This is a genomic window from Neobacillus niacini, from assembly GCF_048572935.1.
Taxonomy (GTDB): domain Bacteria; phylum Bacillota; class Bacilli; order Bacillales; family Cytobacillaceae; genus Neobacillus; species Neobacillus niacini.
Map to the genome: position 1 here is coordinate 5,633,530 of NZ_CP183883.1, position 16,894 is coordinate 5,650,423.

Sequence of the window (16,894 nt, forward strand, 5' to 3'; positions counted from 1 at the left end):
ATCACCCAGCCTTTTCTTCCAAGTCCTTTTCCGTCGATGAGACCTTCTTGTGATCTTGCTTCAACCATCTCAATAATGACACTGTTAATAAGATATAGATGATAATAACTGGTACTGACACGATCACCGATGAGGTTTGAATGACATTTAATCCGCCAATCATGAGTAGCGCTATTGCCATTACAGCTAAAATTCCACCCCATAACAGCCTGTGCCAGCGGGCAGGTTCTTGCCCATCTTTTAGTTCCTTAGTTGCAATCGCAGATAGAATATAAGTTGCAGAATCCAAGGATGTTGCCAGGAAGATAAATCCTAAAATGACAAAGAATATTAATACGACCGTGCTGAGAGGAAGCGTTTTCAAAACTTCAACCACAACAGCTGGACCACCCTGAGAATCTAGTATTTGTGTAATTGGCAGAATATCATTTAATTGCAGGTGCATAGAATAGCCACCAAAGACAGCAAAATAGAGCCAGCTTCCTAATGAACCCCATAAGAGAACGGAACTGATTAATTCTCGAATCGTCCTGCCTTTTGAAATACGGGCAACGAATAAACCCATAAATGGTGCTGTTGCTGCGAACCAAGCCCAGTAGAACACAGTCCAAGCTTGCGGGAAGCCGCCTTTATTGATTGGATCCGTATAGAAGCTCATTTGGACAATATTCTGAAGCATAAGGCCTAAACTGTTTGTAAAATAAGATAAAATGAATAGCGTTGGACCAGCAAGTAGAACAAATATTGCAAGGGCCAATGCAAGGTAAACGTTAATGTCGCTTAACTTACGAATGCCTTTGTAAAGTCCCATATAGGCACTTGAACAGTAAATCACAGTCCAGATTAAAATGATGATGATACTTAAACCAAGAGATTGCTCCATCCCTAAAATTTCACCAATAACGGCAGAAATCATCGGAACACCTAATCCTAAAGAAGTACCAAGTCCGCCAACTAGGCTCCAGATCACGAGGATATCAATGATCTTTCCAACCCAGCCATCTGCATATTTACCAAGTGCCCCGCGGCAAGCAGTACTGATTTTTAACGAGGATTGTTTTTTTACAAAAAAGGAATAGGCAATTGTAACCGTTGGTAAGGCGTAAAGCGACCATGCCGATATGCCCCAATGGAATAACCCATATGTAACAGCCCATTCTGCCGCTTCATTGCTATTCGCTTCGATACCAAATGGCGGTCCAATATAATAGTAGATTGGTTCCATAATCGACCAGAACATGATACTGGTTCCCATCCCGGCACAAAACAGCATTGCTCCCCAACTAAAGGAAGAAAATTCAGGTTTCCCCTCACCCAATTTAATTTTTCCATAACGGCCAAATATCAGCCAAACTAGGACAATAAATAAACCTACCGTTAATAATTGAAAAGCCCAATCCAATTTAAAGGTGATGTCTGACATCAAGCTGCTTAACACCGGTTCTGCGGTTTCTCGGTTCACGACCAACAACAATGTGGCTGCAACAATTACAATCAATGATGACCAAAAGACGACAGGATCAATTTTTACCTTATTCATTTACCTCAACCCCTTTTTAATAGAAAATATTTTTCAACTTTCCCCTTTTCGTGGTATGATTATTTTACTAATCATGATTATTTATTAACTATGGTTATATTATCATAGTGATTATTTTCTGACAATATAAATTTTCTAAACATTCGCTATATACTAAAAGACTTTTTTGGGAGAGGGGATTACTATGAAAAAAAAGGAAATTCAAATGAGCCGGATGTGGACTTATTTTGTTGATGCAACCGCTGAAATTATCGAGGAAGAGGGAATGGATAAAATCACCATCAGGAAGGTAGCGGATCGTGCGGGCTATAATAGCGCCACGATTTATAACTATTTTACTGAACTTTCCCATCTAGTCTTTTTTGCCTCAATGAAGTTTTTGAAAACCTATACGGAAGATGTTGCTATCTATATGGAGAAAGGGAAAACTCCATTAGAAAAATACCTATTGGCCTGGGAATGTTTTTGTAAGCATTCATTCAAATCCCCGCAAATTTTTCATGCTATTTTTATTATGGATTTGGGTGAACATCCAGAAGCTCTATTAGAAGAATACTATAAACTTTATCCAAATGATTTAATAAACATCCCGGACGAATTAAAACCCATTCTCTTTGAACGAAATATGGACAAAAGGGGTTTGAGCCTATTACAGGCAGCTGCAAGCGAAGGCCAGATAAAAATAGAAAATATCGATGGAATCAATGAACTGACCAACCTAATTTGGCAAGGAATGTTATCAAATATCTTAAATAACCGGACGCACTACAACCTCGAAGAAGCAGAAAAAATAACCATGAATTATATAAATGAAGTTGTTCGAAATCATCAACTATTTCACTTTCAAAAATCCAATTTAAAAATGTAATTTTTCTTGTACACAGCCTTTTTTATGGCTCATAAGAAAAATGGCCTCCAAGTTGGGAGCCAGTTCCTCGCTGAGAGATAAATAATTAAAAGTGCTTTTGGTAATAAAGCAGGATAATTATGTATATATGTTAAATTTATTTTTGAAGATATTTAACAAGACGAGAAGCCTTCGCGTAGAAATGGGGATGTAACAAACATGGGGTTCGTTATTATTTTCCTGCTAATGTACTTTATTGTAAGAGTAATAGGTATTTATAAAAAAGAAATCATTCTTTTCTTTCGTAAGTTTTCTAATGGAATTCTTACCTTAAACCTAAGCATGGACAGAAAGTCATTTTTAACAAACCTAGAGGCATTGGGATTTTATAAACATACCGATACCAAGCTTGTCGAAGAACTGAAAAAACTTATTGCAAAAGCAGAAAAACCTGTTGAGCCAGTAGAAGGTCCGCTGCCTCAACCGCTATAAATTTATGATTCAAATAAACATTAAAAGGTGTGTACTTATATGTACACACCTTTTAATAACATTTTTAAGCCTTTTCCTTTAATCTTTCTCTAATTTCATCTAGTGCAGGCAAACCCGTCATGGCGCCTTTTTTGGTGGTAGCTATACTGCCGGAAACACTTGCGAATTGGATAACCTCTTTCATTTCCTGTTCCGAAAACTCAGCCAGGTTTTTTGCAGAATCATTGATAGAAAAAAGAATTCCGGAAACAAACGCATCCCCAGCCCCAGTCGTATCAACCACCTTGCATTCTAACGCAGGAACTCTTCCAATCTGCCCTTTAAATCGGTATAAACATCCCTTATCGCCTAATGTCACCAATATCAGCGGCAAATCAGGTAATTGACCTAGTCCTTCTTCCACGTTGCTGCATCCTGTTAAAAAGATGAGTTCCTCATCGGACACCTTTAGAATATCTGCATAGGAAAGTGTTGCAAGGATGGTCTCCCTTGCCTGATCTTCAGATTCCCACAAACCTAAGCGGAGATTCGGATCATATGATAGCAGCATACCCTTTTCTCTCGCCAGCTCGACCGCCCGAAGTGTGGCTGATTTAGCAGGCTCACTGATTAATGAGATTGAACCGAAATGAAAAATCTTATGCTGTTCAAATAGTGCAGGATCCAATTCCTCTTTTTTTAAGAATCGGTCCGCGCTTGGATTGATGTAAAAACTGAAACTCCGCTCCCCGGAAGACTCCAATGTAACAAACGTGAGGCCTGTTCTAGCTTCGTCTGTAGACTTCATCGATTGCGTATTAACACCGTAATCTGTCAAAGTTGCCTGAAGGAAGTTCCCCAGCACATCATTTCCGACCTTACCAAGAAACGTCGCCTTCCCTCCAAGTTTTGTAATTCCAACTGAAACATTAGCCGGTGCACCGCCTGGAGCTTTTTGATAAGTTAAATTGTCAGACTCGAGCGGGATAAAATCAATAAGGGCTTCGCCCAAACATAATACTCCGTTCATGATCATCACCTCTATCTAACCAAGATTCCACTTGGTCCATGTAAATTCAACATCTCCTTGAATACTGATCGTCACGTCCTCAGGATTGGGAAAATACCGTGCCGTAAATACTTCTTCACCGTCATTAACAAAAATCTCTAAGGAGGAATGGTCCATTAAAATTTGCAACTTAGAAACAGAAGCTATTTTGCATGATCTTTTTTCGAATTCACCTGTTTTAAAATTTCTTCTTTTTAACGTAAACTTGTCAGAATCAAATTTTAAGTATGCTTCGTTCCGAAATGAGATTTCAAATGGACCGGCTTTTTCGAAATCTACGAGCAACTCCATTGAAATGCCTTCGCATATATTTCCTTCCACAACTTCTTGATCTTTTCGCAGCTTCTTTAGTTCCTCCACTGGTTTCTGTAAAATCTTCCCGTGTTGAAGTTCTAATTCTCTTGGGATGGTTAGGGCATGTACCCAATGATTCACGATGGTCGGCTGATAGGCTTCCTGCTCATCGGTGATTCCCATCCAAGCGTACAGGATCGTTCTCCCAGACTCATTCGTAAAGGTTTGTGGTGCATAGAAGTCAAAGCCACGGTCTAGCTCGGTAAATGGTCCATGCTGAAACTTCACACTCTCCAAATCTAACTCGCCAGTAAAATATCCAGATTGAAACAAATTATGATAGAAGTCCCCGTCTGGCTCAAGTCCCTGCGGCGAAACCAATAAGACATCTTTACCATTCAAATGAATCAGGTCTGGACATTCCCACATATAGCCAAAGTCCTCAAGCCCATTCATTCCAGAGCCGGCAATCGGACCCGCTTCCTCCCAATGATATAAGTCTTTTGAGTGGAATAATACCACTATGCCCTTTTCATCCAAAGTTTGCGCACCCACAACCATATACCAGTTTTCATCTTTTTTCCAAACCTTCGGGTCGCGAAAATGGGCTGTGTACTGTTCCGGAAGCCGCAAAACCGGACCATGCTTTTCAAAATGGATTCCATCTTCAGAAACCGCAAGGCATTGATAGGTTTCCCGGGTTCCATCTTCTTGCTTCACATTTCCTGTATAAAAGAGATACAGTTTTCCATCCGCTTCTACCGCGCTGCCAGAATAACAGCCATTTATTTCATACCACTCACTTGGAGCCAAGGCAATCGGCTCTTCACGCCAATGGACCATATCCTCAGAAGTAAAGTGTCCCCAAAACTTAGCGCCATGCGCCGTATCAAATGGGTTCCACTGATAAAAAACATGATAAACCCCTTTAAATTGGATCAATCCATTGGGATCATTTAATAATCCAACGGGCGGCATGAGATGGTAGTCTAATCGGTAAGGATCATTGATTACCTTATTCCTATATTTTTCTATTTCTTTGTATGCTTTTTGAATAAGGATTTCTGTCATGTTCAGAACCTCCTATATAAAAAGAAAAGGCAAGTTCAACCTTGCCTATTTCTCCACTTCTTTATCTGAATAGCCAAACATCCAAGTTAAAATGAAGGCTACGGCAATCGCAACGACGTTTACTAAAATATATTGTAAAATCTGCCCATTTAGATAAAGCAGTATTCCAGGAATAACGGTAACGGCCATACCTGTTGCCTTTAATCCAAGAATGGAAGCTAAGAATCCGCCTGCTGCACCACCGATCAATGCCATGATAAATGGTTTACCGTAACGGAGGTTTACCCCGAAGATCGCTGGCTCGGTGATACCTAAAAATGCTGAAAATGAAGATGGAAGTGCCAATGCTTTTAATTTTGCAGACTTTGTCTTTAATCCTACTGCCAAAGCTGCTCCACCCTGTGCTGCAACCGCACACGTTACAATCGCGTTATAAGGATTGTTTTTGAATTCAGCCAGCAGTTGAATTTCTAACATATTGAATACGTGGTGAACACCTGTGATAACAATCAGTTGGTTTAATCCACCGATTAATAGACCTGCCAATCCAAATGGCCAAGACAGTACATTTGTCGCAACATTCAAGATTCCTTGCTCAACTGTATGGAAGATTGGGCCGATGACTAACAGTGCTAGAGCACTCATCACGAGCAGTGTAACAAAAGGTGTAACAATTAAATCCAATGCTTCAGGAACACGTTTTCTAATGGCTCTTTCAAGCTTCGCTCCAATAATACCGGCAATAAAGGCTGGAATCACTGAACCTTGATAACCAACTACCGGGATAAAGTCGAAAAAACGCAGCGCATCTGCACTACCGCCTGCAACTGCATAGGCGTTAGGTAAGGCAGGTGAAACAAGCATAAGTCCGAGTATTAATCCAATAATCGGAGTTCCGCCAAATACTCTAAACGTTGACCAGGCAACTAGTGCTGGCAGGAAGATAAAAGCTGTATCCGTTAATACCTGTGTAAAGAGCAGAAAGTTTTGTGATACATCCTCCGGCTTCATTCCAAATAAAGCTAAAATTTGGTCTTGCATCACCAAGCCGCGAAGACCCATAAAAAGTCCAGTCGCTACTAGAACCGGAATAATCGGTACAAATACATCACCAAAGGTACGAATTGCTCGTTGAAATTTCGTTCCGCTTTTTACTGCTTCTTTTTTCTGTTCAGTTGCGGATTTTGTATCCAGACCTAAATTTGATACTTCTTCGTATATTTTATTAACTGTACCAGTACCAAATATAATTTGGTATTGACCGGAATTATAGAATGCTCCCTTTACTTTATTGATTTGTTCTACCTGTTCTTGATTGATTTTTTCTTTATCATTGACCATGATTCTTAGCCTTGTGGCACAATGGGCTACTGATTGAATATTCTCCTCGCCCCCAACAGCTTCGATCACTTCTTGTGCAATTTTGCGATTTTCTGACATCGTATTCACCTCAGTTTTTATTGTGGAATCGATTCCAGATAGAAGAAAAAAAAGATTTCTTTTATTTTGTGGAATTAATCCTAAATTTATACTTTGTGGAATCGATTCCCTTTTTTAAAAAAATAAAGTGTAACCGTTATGGAATCGATTACACATTGATTATATACTGGAACGTTCAAGAAGTCTATACTTAATTGTCTTAATCGCTTCGTGGTATTTTCCACCATTTATCTGCTCTAATAATAAACTTGCCGCCTCGCGTCCTGCCTCTTCCACTGAAAAATCTATCGTGGTCAAAGGAGGAGAGATATGTCTTGCCAGCTCCGAGCCACCCATTCCGGCAACAGCAATATCCTTTGGGATAGAAAGGCCTTTATCTTTAATATATTGGGAGGCACCAATTGCAAGTCGGTCGGTCACAGCCAACACCGCATCAGGTGTTCGTTTGGTTGTTGCCATAATGGTTTTCATGCATTCATAACCAGAATCGACATTAAAAATTCCTGTCTGCACCCAGCTGTCCTCAACCTCTAACTGATTCTCTTTCATCGCGTCCAAATATCCTAACTTCCGCAAATACCCTACAGAACGGTCTTCCTCAGTTACACCAATAAAGGCAATGTTCTGATAGCCTTTTTGAATCAAAAATTGAATCATATCTTTAGATGCCTGATAATCATCAAACAGAACGTTGGCCATACCGGAGACATGCTGACCTACCATTACAAATGGAATTTTTAACTGATAAATTTCTTCCACTAATAACTGGTTAATATTGGTCGCCGACAGGATTATCCCATCGACATGCCTGCTTTTTAACAGCTTTAAGTATTCAATCTCTTTTTCCGGATTGAGATTGGTGTTAGCTAGTAGGATTTGATATCCCTCTTTTGCAAATATTTCATCCAGGCCTTTTACAAGCCGGCTCGATGTTTCCGTACTAATTTTCGGGAGAATCACACCAATAACCTTTGTTTTTTTCGTACGTAATGATTTAGCATTTTCACTAGGGATATACCCCGTTTCTTCAATTACCTTTAATACTTTTCTTTTTGCTTCCTCACTAACGTAACCAGCATTATTTATGACTCTGGAAACGGTTGTACGTGAAACATTTGCCCTTTCGGCTATTTCTTTAATTGTTAACATCTATGGGTCCTCCTGGACTCAAATTATCATATACCTATTTTACACAATTATTTTAACAGACAGAAATGAAATATTCGTAAACAGCGTATATCTTATTCTTTACTGGAAAAATTAACTTAGAAACCAGGTTCGGTGTTCTTGGGAGAAAAAATTATTTATACAGCTAGTTTATTATCTACTTTTTCCTCAAGAATAAACTTTAAAAGTTTTTTAGACTGCGGTAAGGCAACCCCTACAATTGGTCCTAATAGGAAGGCAATGATTATTGTTCCAATTCCTACTGGTCCTCCCAATGCCCAACCAAGCATTAGTACTATTACTTCCATTCCGCTGCGAACCCGTTGGATACTCCAGCCTGTCTTACCGATAATCAAAAGCATAATTCCATCACGCGGTCCAGAGCCCAAATCAGCCGACATGTAGATTCCTGTTCCACCCCCCATGAGAACTGCACCTATGCAAAAGAATATGACAGCACCTATTACACTATTGATACTTGGTAATAGCCAGATAAAGAAATCCGTAAATAAACCAATCAACAGCATATTTAAAAAGGCACCAATCTTAGGCAGTTTTTTCGTTGCAACGGAGGAAACTGTTAATAATAGAAAGCCCATAATGATAGACCATGTGCCAATCGATAGACCAATTCGCAAAAACAATCCATAGTGAAAAACATCCCAAGGACCGATTCCTATTAACTTTCCTTCAACTGTTAAGGCAATGCCCAACCCAAATACGATTAATCCAAAAATAAAAAAAGACCAGCGGCAAATCCATTCTTTTCTCATGACTGCTCCTCTAAATACAATATTTTCTCCTTGGTACTATACCATAACTAGTAAACTAAAAATATATAAAATATATGGAATCTAGCAGAACTTTAACCGATCGTGATTCCAGCGTAATATAAGGAAACCCAACTTGCAGAGACATCTACGGATAAATCTTTCACATTTACTAGGTAACTACAAAGATAAATGTGATTGATCCAACGGGAACGAAATGCTCGAAATATCCAAATAGCGTAAAGCATTATCTCATATCAGAAAAACTTTAAGACCAGAGCCTTTAATAACAAGAAAAAGCACTCACAAACGTTGATTGAACAACATTTGTGAGTGCTTTTTAGATACCGGTGGTCGGGGTCGAACCGACACTCCAGAGGAACACGATTTTGAGTCGTGCGCGTCTGCCAATTCCGCCACACCGGCATAATAAAATTTTTGTAAAGGTAATGCCGAGGACCGGAATCGAACCGGTACGGTAGTCACCTACCGCAGGATTTTAAGTCCTGTGCGTCTGCCAGTTCCGCCACCCCGGCGCAATAAAATGCGCTATTAAATCTAAGTAAAATTTGAAAGGCGGCAACCGGATTCGAACCGGTGGTAAAGGTTTTGCAGACCTCTGCCTTACCACTTGGCTATGCCGCCATATTATGGAGCGGAAGACGGGATTCGAACCCGCGACCCCCACCTTGGCAAGGTGGTGTTCTACCACTGAACTACTTCCGCAAATTGGCTGGGCTAGCTGGATTTGAACCAACGCATGTCGCAGTCAAAGTGCGATGCCTTACCGCTTGGCTATAGCCCAATGTAAATCAATGTTTTATTAAAAATAAAATTTCATGGGGCGACTGATGGGAATCGAACCCACGAATGCCTGAACCACAATCAGGTGCGTTAACCACTTCGCCACAATCGCCATAATCAAATAAATTGGCAGGGGTAGTAGGAATTGAACCCACACCAAAGGTTTTGGAGACCTTCGTTCTACCTTTAAACTATACCCCTATAGATGGAAAGTTATTTTCACTATCGTGAAAAAACATTGGTTATTTTCTTTAGAAAATAACTTGGTGGAGGGGGACGGATTCGAACCGCCGAACCCGGAGGGAGCGGATTTACAGTCCGCCGCGTTTAGCCACTTCGCTACCCCTCCACATAATATGAAGTTTCAAACTAATGGTGCCGGCTAGAGGACTTGAACCCCCAACCTACTGATTACAAGTCAGTTGCTCTACCAATTGAGCTAAACCGGCAAGCATATAATCAATAGAATAAAAATGGTGGCTCAGGACGGAATCGAACCGCCGACACAAGGATTTTCAGTCCTTTGCTCTACCGACTGAGCTACTGAGCCACATTATTATTGCCTTTTCAAAAAGAAAATGGCGGTCTGGACGGGACTCGAACCCGCGACCTCCTGCGTGACAGGCAGGCATTCTAACCAACTGAACTACCAGACCAAATTGCGGGGACAGGATTTGAACCTGCGACCTTCGGGTTATGAGCCCGACGAGCTACCGGACTGCTCCACCCCGCGACAATAAAATTGAATCCAAAACATATATGGTGGAGGATGACGGGATCGAACCGCCGACCCTCTGCTTGTAAGGCAGATGCTCTCCCAGCTGAGCTAATCCTCCATGCTATAAAACTTTGTTAAATTAATAATGGTGACCCCTACGGGATTCGAACCCGTGTTACCTCCGTGAAAGGGAGGTGTCTTAACCACTTGACCAAGGGGCCATACAATATAGATAGTGTTTTTATGGCGGAGAGCAAGGGATTTGAACCCTTGAGACAGGGTTACCCGCCTACACGATTTCCAATCGTGCTCCTTCGGCCACTCGGACAGCTCTCCATAAAAGAATGGCTCCGCAGGTAGGACTCGAACCTACGACCGATCGGTTAACAGCCGATAGCTCTACCACTGAGCTACTGCGGAATAATTATAGAATTGCAGCCTGGCAACGTCCTACTCTCACAGGGACAAAGTCCCAACTACCATCGGCGCTGAGAAGCTTAACTTCCGTGTTCGGTATGGGAACGGGTGTGACCTTCTCGCCATTATTACCAGACTGTTTTTCTCAAAGACAATCTTTATTATACTGTCTTTTTGAGATTTTTCAAGAGGTTTTTGAAAAAAATTCATTCCCTCAAAACTAGATAATTTCAGAAGAAGTTTGTAAAACGAGTTCGCATTAAAAATTGGTTAAGTCCTCGAACGATTAGTATCAGTCAGCTCCACATGTTACCACGCTTCCACCTCTGACCTATCAACCTGATCATCTTTCAGGGTTCTTACTAGCTTGACGCTATGGGAAATCTCATCTTGAGGGGGGCTTCATGCTTAGATGCTTTCAGCACTTATCCCGTCCGCACATAGCTACCCAGCGATGCCTTTGGCAAGACAACTGGTACACCAGCGGTGCGTCCATCCCGGTCCTCTCGTACTAAGGACAGCTCCTCTCAAATTTCCTGCGCCCACGACGGATAGGGACCGAACTGTCTCACGACGTTCTGAACCCAGCTCGCGTACCGCTTTAATGGGCGAACAGCCCAACCCTTGGGACCGACTACAGCCCCAGGATGCGATGAGCCGACATCGAGGTGCCAAACCTCCCCGTCGATGTGGACTCTTGGGGGAGATAAGCCTGTTATCCCCGGGGTAGCTTTTATCCGTTGAGCGATGGCCCTTCCATGCGGAACCACCGGATCACTAAGCCCGACTTTCGTCCCTGCCCGACTTGTAGGTCTCGCAGTCAAGCTCCCTTGTGCCTTTACACTCTGCGAATGATTTCCAACCATTCTGAGGGAACCTTTGGGCGCCTCCGTTACTCTTTAGGAGGCGACCGCCCCAGTCAAACTGCCCACCTGACACTGTCTCCCACCCCGATAAGGGGTGCGGGTTAGAATTTCAATACAGCCAGGGTAGTATCCCACCGACGCCTCCACCGAAGCTGGCGCTCCGGTTTTTCAGGCTCCTACCTATCCTGTACAAGCTGTACCAAAATTCAATATCAGGCTACAGTAAAGCTCCACGGGGTCTTTCCGTCCTGTCGCGGGTAACCTGCATCTTCACAGGTACTATAATTTCACCGAGTCTCTCGTTGAGACAGTGCCCAGATCGTTACGCCTTTCGTGCGGGTCGGAACTTACCCGACAAGGAATTTCGCTACCTTAGGACCGTTATAGTTACGGCCGCCGTTTACTGGGGCTTCGATTCAGAGCTTCGCTTGCGCTAACCCCTCCTCTTAACCTTCCAGCACCGGGCAGGCGTCAGCCCCTATACTTCGCCTTGCGGCTTCGCAGAGACCTGTGTTTTTGCTAAACAGTCGCCTGGGCCTATTCACTGCGGCTCTTCGAGGCTATTCACCTCAAAAAGCACCCCTTCTCCCGAAGTTACGGGGTCATTTTGCCGAGTTCCTTAACGAGAGTTCTCTCGCTCACCTTAGGATTCTCTCCTCGCCTACCTGTGTCGGTTTGCGGTACGGGCACCTTTTATCTCGCTAGAGGCTTTTCTTGGCAGTGTGGAATCAGGAACTTCGGTACTATATTTCCCTCGGCATCACAGCTCAGCCTTAATGGTAAGCGGATTTTCCTACTTACCAGCCTAACTGCTTACACGCACATATCCAACAGTGCGCTTACCCTATCCTCCTGCGTCCCCCCATCACTCAAACGATAAAGAGGTGGTACAGGAATATCAACCTGTTGTCCATCGCCTACGCCTTTCGGCCTCGGCTTAGGTCCCGACTAACCCTGAGAGGACGAGCCTTCCTCAGGAAACCTTAGGCATACGGTGGATGGGATTCTCACCCATCTTTCGCTACTCATACCGGCATTCTCACTTCTAAGCGCTCCACCAGTCCTTACGGTCTAGCTTCAACGCCCTTAGAACGCTCTCCTACCACTGACACCATATGGTGTCAATCCACAGCTTCGGTGTTACGTTTAGCCCCGGTACATTTTCGGCGCAGAGTCACTCGACCAGTGAGCTATTACGCACTCTTTAAATGGTGGCTGCTTCTAAGCCAACATCCTGGTTGTCTAAGCAACTCCACATCCTTTTCCACTTAACGTAAACTTTGGGACCTTAGCTGGTGGTCTGGGCTGTTTCCCTTTTGACTACGGATCTTATCACTCGCAGTCTGACTCCCACGGATAAGTCTTTGGCATTCGGAGTTTGTCTGAATTCGGTAACCCGATGAGGGCCCCTAGTCCAAACAGTGCTCTACCTCCAAGACTCTTACAACGTGAGGCTAGCCCTAAAGCTATTTCGGAGAGAACCAGCTATCTCCAAGTTCGATTGGAATTTCTCCGCTACCCACACCTCATCCCCGCACTTTTCAACGTGCGTGGGTTCGGGCCTCCATCCAGTGTTACCTGGACTTCACCCTGGACATGGGTAGATCACCTGGTTTCGGGTCTACGACCACATACTCAAACGCCCTATTCAGACTCGCTTTCGCTGCGGCTCCGTCTCTTCAACTTAACCTTGCATGGGATCGTAACTCGCCGGTTCATTCTACAAAAGGCACGCTATCACCCATTAACGGGCTCTAACTACTTGTAGGCACACGGTTTCAGGATCTCTTTCACTCCCCTTCCGGGGTGCTTTTCACCTTTCCCTCACGGTACTGGTTCACTATCGGTCACTAGGGAGTATTTAGCCTTGGGAGATGGTCCTCCCAGCTTCCGACCGGATTTCACGTGTCCGGCCGTACTCAGGATCCACTCAGGAGGGAACGAAGTTTCAACTACAGGGTTTTTACCTTCTATGACGAATCTTTCCAGATCGCTTCATCTACCCCGTTCCTTTGTAACTCCATGTTGAGTGTCCTACAACCCCAAGAGGCAAGCCTCTTGGTTTGGGCTATGTCCCGTTTCGCTCGCCGCTACTCAGGGAATCGCGTTTGCTTTCTCTTCCTCCGGGTACTTAGATGTTTCAGTTCCCCGGGTCTGCCTTCAATACCCTATGTATTCAGGTAAAGATACTGCTCCATTACGAGCAGTGGGTTCCCCCATTCGGAAATCTCCGGATCAAAGCTTACTTACAGCTCCCCGAAGCATATCGGTGTTAGTCCCGTCCTTCATCGGCTCCTAGTGCCAAGGCATCCACCGTGCGCCCTTTCTAACTTAACCTAAATGGTTATACTCTTAATAAATAAGAGAGAAAAACTAAAATGGCGATTCTCGGTTTTACTTTGACTTCTTCTTACGATTATCTAGTTTTCAAGGAACAAGGCTTCTGGTTTCAATCACTTCGTGATTAAACATCAGAGTTTTACATCATGCTGCCTTGCGACGAGCTGAGGGATTACTTCCTCGAGCTACTGCGGCGCAGGAGCAATTATAATGAGAGAAATTGCACTCTCAAAACTAAACAAACAAGTAACCATCAACGTTTTATCAGTCCACAAGGACTGCATTATCCTTAGAAAGGAGGTGATCCAGCCGCACCTTCCGATACGGCTACCTTGTTACGACTTCACCCCAATCATCTGTCCCACCTTAGGCGGCTGGCTCCTTGCGGTTACCCCACCGACTTCGGGTGTTACAAACTCTCGTGGTGTGACGGGCGGTGTGTACAAGGCCCGGGAACGTATTCACCGCGGCATGCTGATCCGCGATTACTAGCGATTCCGGCTTCATGCAGGCGAGTTGCAGCCTGCAATCCGAACTGAGAATGGTTTTATGGGATTGGCTAAACCTCGCGGTCTTGCAGCCCTTTGTACCATCCATTGTAGCACGTGTGTAGCCCAGGTCATAAGGGGCATGATGATTTGACGTCATCCCCACCTTCCTCCGGTTTGTCACCGGCAGTCACCTTAGAGTGCCCAACTGAATGCTGGCAACTAAGATCAAGGGTTGCGCTCGTTGCGGGACTTAACCCAACATCTCACGACACGAGCTGACGACAACCATGCACCACCTGTCACTCTGTCCCCCGAAGGGGAAAGTCCTATCTCTAGGAGTGTCAGAGGATGTCAAGACCTGGTAAGGTTCTTCGCGTTGCTTCGAATTAAACCACATGCTCCACCGCTTGTGCGGGCCCCCGTCAATTCCTTTGAGTTTCAGCCTTGCGGCCGTACTCCCCAGGCGGAGTGCTTAATGCGTTAGCTGCAGCACTAAAGGGCGGAAACCCTCTAACACTTAGCACTCATCGTTTACGGCGTGGACTACCAGGGTATCTAATCCTGTTTGCTCCCCACGCTTTCGCGCCTCAGCGTCAGTTACAGACCAGAAAGCCGCCTTCGCCACTGGTGTTCCTCCACATCTCTACGCATTTCACCGCTACACGTGGAATTCCGCTTTCCTCTTCTGTACTCAAGTCCCCCAGTTTCCAATGACCCTCCACGGTTGAGCCGTGGGCTTTCACATCAGACTTAAAGGACCGCCTGCGCGCGCTTTACGCCCAATAATTCCGGACAACGCTTGCCACCTACGTATTACCGCGGCTGCTGGCACGTAGTTAGCCGTGGCTTTCTGGTTAGGTACCGTCAAGGTACCGGCAGTTACTCCGGTACTTGTTCTTCCCTAACAACAGAGCTTTACGACCCGAAGGCCTTCATCGCTCACGCGGCGTTGCTCCGTCAGACTTTCGTCCATTGCGGAAGATTCCCTACTGCTGCCTCCCGTAGGAGTCTGGGCCGTGTCTCAGTCCCAGTGTGGCCGATCACCCTCTCAGGTCGGCTACGCATCGTCGCCTTGGTGAGCCGTTACCTCACCAACTAGCTAATGCGCCGCGGGCCCATCTGTAAGTGTCAGCGTAAACCGACTTTCAACTTTCCCTCATGAGAGGAAAAGGATTATCCGGTATTAGCTCCGGTTTCCCGAAGTTATCCCAGTCTTACAGGCAGGTTGCCCACGTGTTACTCACCCGTCCGCCGCTAACCAAGAGGTGCAAGCACCTCAAGATTCGCTCGACTTGCATGTATTAGGCACGCCGCCAGCGTTCGTCCTGAGCCAGGATCAAACTCTCCAAGAAAGTTGATATAGCTCATTTTGTTACGTTGGCTTAGCTTTTATAAAAAGCTAAAAAATTGTTTGTTGACGTTCTTGTTTGTTTAGTTTTCAAAGAGCAATTTATTACTTTCGCTCGTAAGCGACCTTTATAATATAACACAAGTCATTTTACAGTGTCAATATTATTTTTTAAAAAGAAAACCGTCACCTGCAATAACATTAATTCATTCGTTCGCAGCGACGGTTATTAATATATCAAGTAACTCCAAAAAGGTCAATAGGTTTTATTGTTTTTTACAATAATTTTTTACTAACCTGGTAACATCGATGAAAAATACCATGTCCTTTTGTTTCTAGATTAACAACATCAACTAGTCCTTTATCAATTAAATACTCAATAAGTACGGCCAGATCAACAGAATAAGGGATCAATTCTTTCTCATTCTGAATCTCATTGAAGGACCAGTATTCTTTGGTACTTAGAACTTCTAGAAGATGAGCACATCCCACTTTCGTACGAGAATGAATTAGAAACTCGCTAGCTAAAAATAATAATTCCAGTCTCTTTTCAATGGGCTCTTCACTGTTTACAAGCTCTTCATATAATTTTACTATTTCAGGTTCAATTTGCTTAACCTGCTGCCAAACCGTTAATTCCGGGTGTAGTCCATTTTCAATTACTGCTAGTCGTGCTAAGTGGTGGAGTGAATGAACAACATAATTATAGGCGTCAAGGTATTGTTTATTTTCAAAGAGGCCCTTTCCATCGACATACCTTCTAATTAACTTCGCAAACTCTAATCCCATTTTAATTTTACGTCCATTGAAAGGAAATTCGCGCAGCTCTGTTTTCAGATTTTCTATATATTCATTACGGTCAAATATAATTTTCGCGGTATGAAGCCATTCAAATATTTTTCGATTCGTACCTAATAGAAGCCAATCTTTTAATTGACTCTCCGTAATAATATGCATCGCTGCTTTGCTGTCATTATAAGTATAATGCTTTATTAATAACGGCTGTTCTCCCTCTTTTACAATGATTAAAAGAATTACATCAAAGGTGTCCGTAGAATAACTTGATTTATGTCTCTTTTCTATCATCAATACCCCAAGTGTATTGGATTGACTAGCCCGTTCCTGATAAATGGGCCGAAGAATGTCTTTCATTCATCATTCCTCCATTTTTCTCGATAACTATATGTTCGACAGTAATAAAGAATTTCCTTCTAATATAGAAGACAAATTTCGACATTCTT

At 43.5% G+C, this 16,894-nt stretch carries 9 protein-coding genes, 16 tRNA genes and 3 rRNA genes; 2 read left to right on the top strand and 26 right to left on the bottom strand.

The features are described from left to right. Position 1: 1 nt before the first annotated feature. Positions 2 to 1,540: a BCCT family transporter gene (locus tag ACN6MT_RS27600; RefSeq protein WP_419954041.1), complete on the bottom strand. Its 1,539-nt coding sequence runs from the start codon at positions 1,538 to 1,540 to the stop codon at positions 2 to 4. A 184-nt stretch (positions 1,541 to 1,724) separates the two neighbouring features. On the opposite strand from ACN6MT_RS27600, the gene ACN6MT_RS27605 reads away from it, so the two are divergent. Then, positions 1,725 to 2,408, top strand: coding sequence for a TetR family transcriptional regulator (locus ACN6MT_RS27605; RefSeq protein WP_419954042.1), 684 nt, complete (start codon positions 1,725 to 1,727; stop codon positions 2,406 to 2,408). A 198-nt stretch (positions 2,409 to 2,606) separates the two neighbouring features. Continuing rightward, positions 2,607 to 2,879, top strand: a complete 273-nt coding sequence (locus ACN6MT_RS27610; protein WP_419954043.1) for a hypothetical protein — start codon at positions 2,607 to 2,609, stop codon at positions 2,877 to 2,879. A gap of 64 nt (positions 2,880 to 2,943) precedes the next feature. On the opposite strand, the gene ACN6MT_RS27615 is transcribed toward ACN6MT_RS27610, so the two are convergent. The 25 genes from ACN6MT_RS27615 to ACN6MT_RS27735 all read right to left on the bottom strand — a co-directional run bounded on the left by ACN6MT_RS27615 (position 2,944) and on the right by ACN6MT_RS27735 (position 16,805). Beyond that, entirely contained in the window at positions 2,944 to 3,888 is a 945-nt protein-coding gene (locus ACN6MT_RS27615) for an aminoimidazole riboside kinase (protein WP_419954044.1), read from the bottom strand. Positions 3,889 to 3,903: 15 nt separating this feature from the next. Next, complete coding sequence (locus ACN6MT_RS27620; RefSeq protein WP_419954045.1) at positions 3,904 to 5,292, bottom strand: sucrose-6-phosphate hydrolase; 1,389 nt, start codon at positions 5,290 to 5,292, stop codon at positions 3,904 to 3,906. A 45-nt stretch (positions 5,293 to 5,337) separates the two neighbouring features. Further along, the gene (locus ACN6MT_RS27625) at positions 5,338 to 6,732 is read right to left on the bottom strand and encodes a sucrose-specific PTS transporter subunit IIBC (protein WP_419954046.1); all 1,395 of its coding nucleotides are present in this window, start codon (positions 6,730 to 6,732) and stop codon (positions 5,338 to 5,340) included. Between the two features lie 159 nt (positions 6,733 to 6,891). Further along, positions 6,892 to 7,881: a LacI family DNA-binding transcriptional regulator gene (locus ACN6MT_RS27630; RefSeq protein ID WP_419954047.1), complete on the bottom strand. Its 990-nt coding sequence runs from the start codon at positions 7,879 to 7,881 to the stop codon at positions 6,892 to 6,894. 155 nt (positions 7,882 to 8,036) lie between these two features. Beyond that, positions 8,037 to 8,672, bottom strand: coding sequence for a YczE/YyaS/YitT family protein (locus tag ACN6MT_RS27635; RefSeq protein ID WP_419954048.1), 636 nt, complete (start codon positions 8,670 to 8,672; stop codon positions 8,037 to 8,039). Positions 8,673 to 9,014: 342 nt separating this feature from the next. After that, positions 9,015 to 9,095, bottom strand: a tRNA-Leu gene (locus ACN6MT_RS27640). Between the two features lie 24 nt (positions 9,096 to 9,119). Next, positions 9,120 to 9,205 (bottom strand) — tRNA-Leu (locus ACN6MT_RS27645). A gap of 38 nt (positions 9,206 to 9,243) precedes the next feature. After that, positions 9,244 to 9,314 (bottom strand) — tRNA-Cys (locus tag ACN6MT_RS27650). Positions 9,315 to 9,320: 6 nt separating this feature from the next. Further along, a tRNA-Gly gene (locus ACN6MT_RS27655) sits at positions 9,321 to 9,395 on the bottom strand. A 4-nt stretch (positions 9,396 to 9,399) separates the two neighbouring features. After that, positions 9,400 to 9,474: transfer RNA gene (locus ACN6MT_RS27660), tRNA-Gln, on the bottom strand. A 35-nt stretch (positions 9,475 to 9,509) separates the two neighbouring features. After that, positions 9,510 to 9,585 (bottom strand) — tRNA-His (locus ACN6MT_RS27665). A 15-nt stretch (positions 9,586 to 9,600) separates the two neighbouring features. Beyond that, positions 9,601 to 9,674 (bottom strand) — tRNA-Trp (locus ACN6MT_RS27670). Positions 9,675 to 9,737: 63 nt separating this feature from the next. Then, positions 9,738 to 9,822 (bottom strand) — tRNA-Tyr (locus tag ACN6MT_RS27675). 24 nt (positions 9,823 to 9,846) lie between these two features. Then, positions 9,847 to 9,922: transfer RNA gene (locus ACN6MT_RS27680), tRNA-Thr, on the bottom strand. 25 nt (positions 9,923 to 9,947) lie between these two features. Further along, a tRNA-Phe gene (locus ACN6MT_RS27685) sits at positions 9,948 to 10,023 on the bottom strand. A 29-nt stretch (positions 10,024 to 10,052) separates the two neighbouring features. Then, positions 10,053 to 10,129: transfer RNA gene (locus ACN6MT_RS27690), tRNA-Asp, on the bottom strand. A gap of 3 nt (positions 10,130 to 10,132) precedes the next feature. Then, a tRNA-Met gene (locus tag ACN6MT_RS27695) sits at positions 10,133 to 10,206 on the bottom strand. A gap of 27 nt (positions 10,207 to 10,233) precedes the next feature. Continuing rightward, positions 10,234 to 10,309 (bottom strand) — tRNA-Val (locus ACN6MT_RS27700). 28 nt (positions 10,310 to 10,337) lie between these two features. Continuing rightward, positions 10,338 to 10,412: transfer RNA gene (locus ACN6MT_RS27705), tRNA-Glu, on the bottom strand. Positions 10,413 to 10,435: 23 nt separating this feature from the next. Next, positions 10,436 to 10,527, bottom strand: a tRNA-Ser gene (locus ACN6MT_RS27710). 9 nt (positions 10,528 to 10,536) lie between these two features. Beyond that, a tRNA-Asn gene (locus tag ACN6MT_RS27715) sits at positions 10,537 to 10,611 on the bottom strand. Between the two features lie 17 nt (positions 10,612 to 10,628). Continuing rightward, positions 10,629 to 10,744: ribosomal RNA gene (rrf, locus tag ACN6MT_RS27720) — 5S ribosomal RNA — on the bottom strand. Between the two features lie 130 nt (positions 10,745 to 10,874). Continuing rightward, a 23S ribosomal RNA gene (locus ACN6MT_RS27725) occupies positions 10,875 to 13,811 on the bottom strand. A gap of 296 nt (positions 13,812 to 14,107) precedes the next feature. Further along, positions 14,108 to 15,657 (bottom strand): 16S ribosomal RNA (locus ACN6MT_RS27730). Together the 16S, 23S and 5S rRNA genes with 16 tRNA genes alongside form the textbook arrangement of a ribosomal RNA operon. 272 nt (positions 15,658 to 15,929) lie before the next feature. Beyond that, entirely contained in the window at positions 15,930 to 16,805 is an 876-nt protein-coding gene (locus ACN6MT_RS27735) for a nucleotidyltransferase-like protein (protein ID WP_063255571.1), read from the bottom strand. Positions 16,806 to 16,894: the final 89 nt, after the last annotated feature.

Bases quoted from the DNA above. Each gene is read 5' to 3' on its own strand.
- ACN6MT_RS27605 (WP_419954042.1), top strand. From the start codon at position 1,725: ATGAAAAAAAAGGAAATTCAAATGAGCCGGATGTGGACTTATTTTGTT.
- ACN6MT_RS27635 (WP_419954048.1), bottom strand. From the start codon at position 8,672: ATGAGAAAAGAATGGATTTGCCGCTGGTCTTTTTTTATTTTTGGATTA.
- ACN6MT_RS27610 (WP_419954043.1), top strand. From the start codon at position 2,607: ATGGGGTTCGTTATTATTTTCCTGCTAATGTACTTTATTGTAAGAGTA.
- ACN6MT_RS27735 (WP_063255571.1), bottom strand. From the start codon at position 16,805: ATGAAAGACATTCTTCGGCCCATTTATCAGGAACGGGCTAGTCAATCC.
- ACN6MT_RS27620 (WP_419954045.1), bottom strand. From the start codon at position 5,292: ATGACAGAAATCCTTATTCAAAAAGCATACAAAGAAATAGAAAAATAT.
- ACN6MT_RS27630 (WP_419954047.1), bottom strand. From the start codon at position 7,881: ATGTTAACAATTAAAGAAATAGCCGAAAGGGCAAATGTTTCACGTACA.
- ACN6MT_RS27625 (WP_419954046.1), bottom strand. From the start codon at position 6,732: ATGTCAGAAAATCGCAAAATTGCACAAGAAGTGATCGAAGCTGTTGGG.
- ACN6MT_RS27615 (WP_419954044.1), bottom strand. From the start codon at position 3,888: ATGAACGGAGTATTATGTTTGGGCGAAGCCCTTATTGATTTTATCCCG.
- ACN6MT_RS27600 (WP_419954041.1), bottom strand. From the start codon at position 1,540: ATGAATAAGGTAAAAATTGATCCTGTCGTCTTTTGGTCATCATTGATT.